General features: G+C 42.7%; 6 protein-coding genes and 1 pseudogene. All 7 read left to right on the forward strand.

Going from position 1 to position 7,803, the window contains the following annotated elements; genetic code table 11:
* Positions 1–95 precede the first annotated feature (95 nt).
* Positions 96–539: pseudogene (locus F6K20_RS15720) on the forward strand (RNA-guided endonuclease InsQ/TnpB family protein); the annotation flags it as partial.
* A 152-nt stretch (positions 540–691) separates the two neighbouring features.
* Positions 692–937 carry an SDR family NAD(P)-dependent oxidoreductase gene (locus F6K20_RS15725; RefSeq protein ID WP_009149325.1) on the forward strand — a complete coding sequence of 82 codons (246 nt, stop codon included), beginning with the start codon at positions 692–694 and terminating at the stop codon, positions 935–937.
* A 162-nt stretch (positions 938–1,099) separates the two neighbouring features.
* Positions 1,100–1,843, forward strand: a complete 744-nt coding sequence (locus F6K20_RS15730; protein WP_287295260.1) for a hypothetical protein — start codon at positions 1,100–1,102, stop codon at positions 1,841–1,843.
* Between the two features lies 1 nt (position 1,844).
* Positions 1,845–2,969 (forward strand): DNA cytosine methyltransferase, encoded by a 1,125-nt coding sequence (locus F6K20_RS15735; RefSeq protein WP_287295262.1) that lies wholly within the window; start codon positions 1,845–1,847, stop codon positions 2,967–2,969.
* A 352-nt stretch (positions 2,970–3,321) separates the two neighbouring features.
* Positions 3,322–4,284 (forward strand): abortive infection family protein, encoded by a 963-nt coding sequence (locus tag F6K20_RS15740; RefSeq protein WP_287295264.1) that lies wholly within the window; start codon positions 3,322–3,324, stop codon positions 4,282–4,284.
* A 174-nt stretch (positions 4,285–4,458) separates the two neighbouring features.
* Positions 4,459–5,634 carry an RNA-guided endonuclease InsQ/TnpB family protein gene (locus tag F6K20_RS15745; protein WP_287295266.1) on the forward strand — a complete coding sequence of 392 codons (1,176 nt, stop codon included), beginning with the start codon at positions 4,459–4,461 and terminating at the stop codon, positions 5,632–5,634.
* 541 nt (positions 5,635–6,175) lie between these two features.
* A complete protein-coding gene (locus F6K20_RS15750; protein WP_502708004.1) occupies positions 6,176–7,699 on the forward strand; it encodes a group II intron reverse transcriptase/maturase in 1,524 nt (507 codons plus the stop codon).
* Positions 7,700–7,803: the final 104 nt, after the last annotated feature.

The raw sequence follows: 7,803 nt of genomic DNA on the forward strand, positions 1-7,803 counted from the left end.
CCGCAAGAAGAGTGCAGCCTTTATAGTTGATAGGCTATGCATCAAAGGTGGCAGGTTTTGTTGTAAGGCTGCACTCTTCTAAGGTTTCGTCTCCGGCACGTTGCGTAATCCGGTCTAACGACCTGGTAGCCTACGAAGATTTAAGGGTTAAGAATCTAGTAAAGAATCATTGCCTGGCTAAGTCTATTAATGATGCTGGCTGGTATCAGTTCAGAAAATGGTTAGAGCATTTTGGGACTAAATTTGGCAGAGTAACTGTAGCAGTAAACCCTGCTTATACAAGTCAAAACTGCTCTAAGTGCGGTGAAACAGTCAAAAAATCACTATCAACTAGAACCCACGTCTGTAAGTGTGGATGCAAGTTAGATAGAGACCACAATGCTGCGCTGAACATTTTAAAACGAGCCTTGGGTACGGTGGGGCACACCGGAACCTGGATCCTAGATCCCAACGCTTCGGGAGATCTGACCTCTACTGTCCTTGGTCCCGGCCAGGTTCAGCAAGTCGGGTCGTTGAGCGAAGAATCCCCGCGTCTTTAGACCGGGGAGTGTCAATTAACATCATTTACTCTCAAAGAAATTGACCGTATTAAGCGCGATCGCAAGACAGTAGCAGTAACAAAATCTGTGAAGGTTGCTAGTTTCTCAGTTTAAGATGAACAAGTCCACTACACACAGGGAACTTCAATATCATGGCAAATGGTAAATCCAAAGTCGCACTGATTACCGGCGCATCATCGGGTATGGGCAAAGAAATGGCCAAATCTCTGCTGAAGGATGGTCTGACCGTGGTAGTAGCGGCACGTAGTGTCGAAAAAATGGCTGACCTTAGAGAGTTGGGTGCTCACCCGCTGCGTATGGACATCACCGATGAGGCAAGTATCCAGGCTGCAGTGAATGAAATTCAAGACACTTATGGCAAGGTTTCGCCCCGCTGACCTTAACCGTTAGACTTTGCTGAGTCTCGGTAGATGGTCTTGCAGAACTGTTAACATTGACTTTGTCTTTGGGATGTGCTTCCATTGTCAAGCACCAAATGCACTACAGTTGCGTGTACCTAAAGGTGAGAGTGATCGCAACATTGGGCTAGACAAATCATTATGGATCAAATCATAGCAAAGGTTTTCTTAGAATGCGTTCGCGCCATCGATGCCAGCGAGTTGATAAGTCGCGTTTCTTCCACGGACAAAGAGTTTAGCTTTCAAAATTGGTTTGCTGTTCGTCTTGAAAGGCTTTCCTTGAACTTCGATGAACCTTCAAGAAATGCTTATCCAGACTTCAGGCTTGTTGATTTCCCCCTTGGCTTCGAGATCAAAGGATTAGGATTTCCAGGCAGGGAAGCAAACTATGACTGCAATAGTCAAGTGCCCTCAGGTCTGCATAATGGGAGGACAATTTACTATGTGTTTGGACGATACCCAGCAAAAACCAAGGAAAAGAACTATCCAGTCTATGATCTTGTCATGTGTCATGGCAATTTCTTAAATGCAGACCATTCTTATATCCATAAAAATAAGAATCTTAAAGGTTTCGGTAGCTATGGAGACATTATGATTCGTGACCGAAAAATGTATGTTGCACCTACACCATTTGCCCTTACGGATGGCACAGAACGCCAAGTTACTCTGATTGCTCCAACTGGCTTTAAATTTGGTATAGATTTAAAACACTCGGGTACTATCACACGTATAGAGACTCCAAGGCTGATAAGGGGTTATTACTTTGATATGATTGAACATACGCTTACACCTTCCTATATAGATAATCCAAACGCAGGAAAGAAACACACATTTAAAGTTTTCCGTGCAGCAAAATCTTTAGGGCCAACAGTCACTCTTCGTTGATATGGAACTTTCATTCACAAGTCTTTTTTCTGGTGCCGGTGGCTTAGATATCGGCTTTGAAATGGCTGGTTTTAAACATCTATACTCCACAGATATTGATACATGGAGCGTTAAAACACTCCGTAATAATCGACCTGAATGGGATGTTGAAGAAGCTGATATTCGAGAAGTATCAGAAAGAGATTTACCTGATAGTGATGTAATTTTAGCAGGGGTTCCATGTCAGGGGTTTTCACTGGGCGGGAATCGAAAGGAAAACGACGAGAGGAATTTTCTGTTTCAAGAAGTTGTCAGAATGGCAAAGATCAAGAAGCCTCGCTTTATCGTAATTGAGAATGTTCTCAATCTCAGGAGAATGAAAGAACCCAAAAGTGGAAAGCCTTTTGTTGAGGTAATTTCAGAGCATTTAAAGAGTCTTGGATACTACATAAAATATAATGTCTTCAGAGTATCTGGTTTTGGAGTGCCTCAAACGAGAAGAAGATTTATTTTTATTGCCAGCTTCGACCGATTTCCCTCAGCTTTTCACTGGCCCACGCCAGAGCCAGATACACCAGCATCAGCATATTTAGCTGATCTGGCTGCAAATCCATTTATTTCGCTTCCTAATCATTGTCCTGAATGGGGGTTCAAAAGCCGTGTTCATGAGGAGACTGGAAAGGCATTTGATCCTACTGAGACCCCTGTACCATGTAGATTCTCTCGAACTGGATCTGACGGACACCCAATAAGATCTTTGGATGCCCCATTTCCTGCTATTGATACTGGAACTATTTGGGGGTGGGCTCAGGGAAATGTGGTGGCAGAAAGAAAGGAAAAAGATCGCGTCAATGGGCAATTTGTAAGGAATCCAAATATTAGCTTAAAGCTCTGGCGTATCAGTGCAAGCCGTCTGCGACGCTTTACTAATCGTGAATATGCCCGACTTCAAACTTTCCCAGACTCATGGGTATTTCATGGAGGAAATAAACGTCATGTCCACCAGCAGATTGGCAACGCTGTTCCTGTACAATTTGCCTATCGAGTTGCCTGTTTTCTTCAAGCAGTTTACGAAGCACAGTGTTTAGGCCAACCAATGAATTTATTTACTAATAATACGGTATTACAACTGGAATTGAATTTATAACTCAATAATTTGGTATGATCAAGCCGATTGGTAGGTTGCTTTGAAGGACAAAGCCCAACAAGACCCCAGCCATACCTAGCGGTTTTAACAGGGTGACAATGGGCAGGTCGAAGCTGGAGATTATTATAGGAATTCTGGGCTAGGCTCCCAGTTACCGCCTTTTTACTCCCCTTGAAAAATTGGTGACCATTCCCTACTGTAGCGGTAATCTTGTCACCCCAGTACCAGGGTAGAGTAAACTTTACTATCACGGTTATTAAGTTGTAAAAAGTCCGAGACCTTGCCGCCCTTCTTTGAGTTTGTTAGCCTAATGTAGAACGAAAGATTCCCACACTGTTCACCACAGCGAATAGTGATTGAGCTTTGCTCACGCTACGCGATCGAAGGCAGCAGCAATCGTGGCATATTCCTTGCTATGACCTGTACTTTAGAATTGTGTGATCAGGTTTTAAAGGTTGATTTAAGCGTGAAATTATCAAAAGAAACCATATTAGTTCTTCGTGATATCATTACAGGTAATGGAAATTGTTCACCCTATCGAAATGGTAAGCAATTGGTTGAATTTTTTAACCAATTTAGTTGTTCGGGTTGGGAGGATGAATACGGTCCAGGTTTTCCTGCACGTTGGCAATACGCTGAGGAGAAGTTAAGTGAGTTTAACGATAGGCCAATCATGAAAGATATCCTGCTCGCGGCTATTGATACTCGTCATTTTTTGAAAGAAACAAGTGATAATCAAAAAGCAGTCGAGCTTCTGAACAAATATCTTGAATTTGATAGTTATAAACTACAATCTTCAGGAAACAACAAATGGAATGTTTATAAATTGGATGGTTCTCAAATTGAATTATCACATCCTTATGGAAATTCGCAGGAAGTAACACATAAATTTATTGATGAGCAAATCAGTAAATGTGACAAGAAGCTTGCTGAAGGTGATTTTGATGGTGCAATCACTAACGCACGCTCTCTCGTTGAGGCAGTTTTGTCTGCAATAGAACAAGAGTTTGATTCTAATCCACCGGAGTATAAGGGAGACTTACAGAAACTGTATAAGCAGGTTCAAAAACACCTTAAGCTTTCTCCAGGACAGGAAAACCTTGCACAGTGTTTAAAGCAAATTCTCTCTGGTCTAACAAGTATAGTTCATGGCTTGGCTACTTTGCGAAATAACATGAGCGATGCTCACGCCAGATCCTATCAACCGTCGGAACATCATGCCAGACTAGCAGTTAATTCGGCCTATACACTATGCGACTTTCTATTTGCAACAAAGGAGTATCAAATGCAGAAAAACAACAAACCTAACAATTAAAACCCTTTGCATGCCTCATTAAACTCATTCAGAGAGTCGCCCCCGACCCCTGGCTGCAAAACCAGAGGTGAAATTATCACCATCACCACAACCACTTTCATACGGTAACTTCAAACCATTTGACTAGCTGTATATTAGAATTGTAGTAGGTCGATAAACAGAGAGGCAAGTGTTATGAGAGCAGCTTATCAATACAGGTTGAGATTATCTAAAAAACAAACAGCCGAGTTAGATCGATGGCTAGAGATGTTGCGGTGTCAATACAATTACTTGTTGGCTGATCGATTTAACTGGTACGAGGAGAATCGCTGCTCTAGTAATGCTTGCCCGCTTATATGCCACCTGCCAGAGTTAAGGGATAATCCTGATTATTTTTCCCAGAAGCGAACTCTACCTCAATTAAAGAAAGACAGACCGTGGTACACCGACATCCATGCTCATGTATTACAGGACTGTGTTAAGCGAGTAGATCTAGCTTTTAAACGATACCTCAAAGGAGATTCCAAAGGTAAAAAGAATGGTAGACCACGGTTCAAAGGAAAAGGGCGGTACCGTTCTTTAACCTTTCCGTCTCTAGGAAAAGACCCTATCAAAGGTAATCTTTTGAAACTACCTAAATTTGGATGGGTCAAGATAGTCTATCACAGGCCAATCCCTGATGGATTTAAGATTAAAACAGCTACTGTTACCCGAAAAGCCGACGGAATCTATGTAACCCTGTCAATTCAAGATGACACTATTCCTCAGACTATTCCGGTCGATGAAGTGTCTAATCCCGTGGGCATTGACATGGGTCTCAAATCATTTTTGATCAAGTCCGATGGCTCAGAAGTGGAGATTCCCCAGTATTACAGAAAAGCTCAAAAACTGCTCAAAAAAATCCAGAAAACCGTTAGCCGATCTAAGAAAGGTAGTAATAATCGGAAAAAGGCTGTAGCAAAACTAGGTAAAGCTCACAAAAAAGTAGCTGATACCAGAAAAGATTTTCATTTCAAAACTGCCAAAAACTTGCTAGATAACCATGACCTGGTAGCTCACGAGAAGCTAAACATCAAAGGTCTGGCCAGAACTATAATGGCAAAATCAGTTCTTGATGCTGGATGGGGTCAATTCCTGTCAATCCTTGCAACCAAAGCCTTAAATGCTGGGTTGTTAACGGTTCCTGTGAATCCCAGAAACACTAGTCAGAACTGCTCTAATTGTGGAAAAAAAGTACCTAAGAAACTAAAAGACCGCATTCATTCTTGCCCTGATTGTGGATATGTTGCTGACAGGGATATAAATGCAGCTAGAAACATTTTGAATTTGGCGGTGGGGCATCCCGTCAGTAGTAGTGCGGCTCGTTCCTAATAGGAGCCTTTCGTAATAGAAAGGGGTATGATTAGGGGGATTCGTGAGGTCTAACCTCAAAAATCCTAACTATCCTCAGGATGTGGGTGAAAGTCCCACCCTTGAAGAGACAAGTGACTCCCTATCTGACCACACCGAGTGAGCGGCAACTCACAGAGTGACGCTGGTAACAGGGCGCAATCAGTTGACCAAAAGCAGGTAACAACACTGGCGCTAACGGGGAGGCGACAAGGTCTAAGTAGTTCTAAAAAAGTGTCTAAGACGGCAACCACAACCTGAATAAAATATGTGGAATAAATTCTCTACTCTCACGGAGTCATTACTACGATATCCGTAATCTCTGAGAGGAGAATAGGCAAATTGAACTGACCTAAATCGCCAAAACAATCTTCAGGATGGAACGAGTAAAAACGACAGCAATAATAGGTCTGGGGAACGGTCGAAACCCCGGTAAACTATGCCAAGTCTAATCCCTACTGTCGGGTAAGATGTGTTCAAAACTGGGCACGGGTTCTCAGAATATGTTCAACCAAAGTAGAGTATGGTTAGACGCATGAATTCACATAGCGAACTTTGGAAAAGTCAGAAGTGGAAGAAACTCCGCCAAAACTTATTCCGCCTACAAAGAAGAATATATAAAGCAGTTCAGGCTGGCGACTTGAGGAAAGCTCGGTCTTTACAAAAACTGATTATGAAATCCCGTTCAGCTCAACTTTTGGCCGTTCGTCAAGTGACTCAATTAAATCAGGGTAAACGCACTGCCGGAATTGATGGAAAGGAAAACCTCAATTACCGAGAGCGAATTGAATTGGTAGACAATCTGAACCACTATGGCCACACCTGGTTTCATAGCGGACTAAGGGAAGTACCAATCCCTAAAAAGAATGGGAAAACCCGGATGCTTAAAATACCAACTATCGCTGATAGAGCATGGCAATGTCTAGTAAAATACACCCTCGAACCTGCGCACGAAGCTATCTTTCACGCCCGGAGTTACGGGTTTAGGACTGGGCGAGGCGCACATGATGCCCAAATGTACATATTCACCAACCTGAATAAAGGAAAAAAAGGCATCACTAAAAGGGTAATTGAGCTAGATATTAAAAAGTGTTTTGACCGCATTTCTCATAAATCCATCATGGATAGGTTGATAGCACCAGCACATGTGAAGAAAGGGGTCTTCAGGTGTTTAAAAGCTGGCATCAGCCCGGAATTCCCTGAACAAGGAACTCCCCAGGGAGGAGTGGTTAGCCCCCTTTTAGCCAATATCGCACTTGATGGAATAGAAGATATCCATCCATCCGTCCGCTATGCAGACGACATGGTGATATTTTTAAAACCAAAAGATGACGCCGGAAAAATTCTTCAAAAAGTGGAAAAATTTCTGGAAGAACGAGGTCTCGAAATCAGTCAAGAAAAGACCAAGATAACCAAAACGACAGACGGTTTTGACTTCCTTGGCTGGCAGATGCGAGTCAAGCCAAGCGGAACATTCCATTGTAAACCCTCAGCGGATAATCATAGGAAAATACGCGAGAAGATTAAAGCCGTAGTCAATAGCTCGAATTATGGTGCAAAGGTCAAAGCCAAAAAACTAGCTCCCATTGTAAGAGGATGGCGAAACTACCATAAATGGTGTGATATGAGCGATTCTCGGGATAGTCTATGGTTCCCTAACAAAGCGGCAAAAAGAAAATTCCTCATCGAAAAGAAAATGAACCGCTATGAAGCAGTGGAATTATGCAAAAAGGCATTCCCTACAGTAAGGACTAAACGTTTTGGACACACTATGGTCACAGGGACTAAGTCCCCTTACGATGGAGACTTAGTCTATTGGAGCAAACGGAAAAGTACGCTCTACGACAATCATACGTCCAAGGCTTTGAAACGACAAAACCATTCTTGTGAATATTGCGGGTTAATGTTCAATTGCGACGAATCTGTACACCTTCATCATGTAGATGGAAACCACGACAATTGGAAGCTAAAGAACCTAGCAGCAATTCATCAAAGCTGCCACCAACAAATTCACTGGAGCAAGCCAAAAGGCAAGCCGAGAGGTTGAGAGAATCTAGGAGCCGTGTGAGATGAAAGTCTCACGCACGGCTTTGAAGGAGAGGTGCTCCGGATAATACCGGACATCGACTCTAATAAGCTTGCCGAGCAACC

Origin of the sequence: Moorena sp. SIO2C4 (genome assembly GCF_010672485.1) — a bacterium.
Lineage (GTDB): Bacteria > Cyanobacteriota > Cyanobacteriia > Cyanobacteriales > Coleofasciculaceae > Moorena > Moorena producens.

Bases quoted from the DNA above. Each gene is read 5' to 3' on its own strand.
- F6K20_RS15725 (WP_009149325.1), top strand. From the start codon at position 692: ATGGCAAATGGTAAATCCAAAGTCGCACTGATTACCGGCGCATCATCG.
- F6K20_RS15730 (WP_287295260.1), top strand. From the start codon at position 1,100: ATGGATCAAATCATAGCAAAGGTTTTCTTAGAATGCGTTCGCGCCATC.
- F6K20_RS15735 (WP_287295262.1), top strand. From the start codon at position 1,845: ATGGAACTTTCATTCACAAGTCTTTTTTCTGGTGCCGGTGGCTTAGAT.
- F6K20_RS15745 (WP_287295266.1), top strand. From the start codon at position 4,459: ATGAGAGCAGCTTATCAATACAGGTTGAGATTATCTAAAAAACAAACA.
- F6K20_RS15750 (WP_502708004.1), top strand. From the start codon at position 6,176: ATGGTTAGACGCATGAATTCACATAGCGAACTTTGGAAAAGTCAGAAG.